Annotated in this window: 1 rRNA gene; it reads left to right on the top strand. The window is 52.6% G+C overall.

The window, feature by feature from the left end:
• Positions 1-1,042 (top strand): 23S ribosomal RNA (locus QT231_RS24210); the annotation flags it as partial.

Here is a 1,042-nt window from a genome sequence, read left to right as displayed (position 1 = left end):
GAGGCGAACCAGGGGAACTGAAACATCTAAGTACCCTGAGGAAAAGAAATCAACCGAGATTCCCCTAGTAGCGGCGAGCGAACGGGGACCAGCCCTTAAGCATGTGACTGATTAGGCGAACACGCTGGGAAGCGTGGCCGTAGCGGGTGATAGCCCCGTAGTCGAAAATCTGATCATGTGAAATCGAGTAGGTCGGGGCACGAGAAACCTTGACTGAAGACGGGGGGACCATCCTCCAAGGCTAAATACTCCTGGCTGACCGATAGTGAACCAGTACCGTGAGGGAAAGGCGAAAAGAACCCCGGAGAGGGGAGTGAAATAGATCCTGAAACCGTGTGCGTACAAGCAGTAGGAGCAGACTTGTTCTGTGACTGCGTACCTTTTGTATAATGGGTCAGCGACTTATATTCAGTGGCGAGGTTAACCGTATAGGGGAGCCGTAGGGAAACCGAGTCTTAACTGGGCGACACAGTCGCTGGATATAGACCCGAAACCGAGCGATCTATCCATGAGCAGGGTGAAGATTGAGTAACATCAATTGGAGGCCCGAACCAGGATCTGTTGAAAAAGATTTGGATGACTTGTGGATCGGAGTGAAAGGCTAATCAAGCTCGGAGATAGCTGGTTCTCCTCGAAAGCTATTTAGGTAGCGCCTCACGTAGTACCGCCGGGGGTAGAGCACTGTTTCGGCTAGGGGGTCATCCCGACTTACCAACCCGAGGCAAACTCCGAATACCGGTGAGTAACGCGTGGGAGACACACGGCGGGTGCTAACGTCCGTCGTGAAAAGGGAAACAACCCAGACCGTCAGCTAAGGTCCCGAAATCCTGGTTAAGTGGGAAACGATGTGGGAAGGCTCAGACAGCTAGGAGGTTGGCTTAGAAGCAGCCATCCTTTAAAGAAAGCGTAATAGCTCACTAGTCGAGTCGGCCTGCGCGGAAGATGTAACGGGGCTAAACCAGGTACCGAAGCTACGGGTTCATTCTTAGGAATGAGCGGTAGAGGAGCGTCGTGTAAGCCAATGAAGGTGGATTGAGAAGTC

It is taken from the genome of Halomonas sp. SpR1 (assembly GCF_031010175.1).
Lineage (GTDB): Bacteria > Pseudomonadota > Gammaproteobacteria > Pseudomonadales > Halomonadaceae > Vreelandella.
The sequence above is the reverse complement of the archived record's forward strand: the minus strand, read 5'-3'. Positions and strand labels throughout refer to the sequence as shown.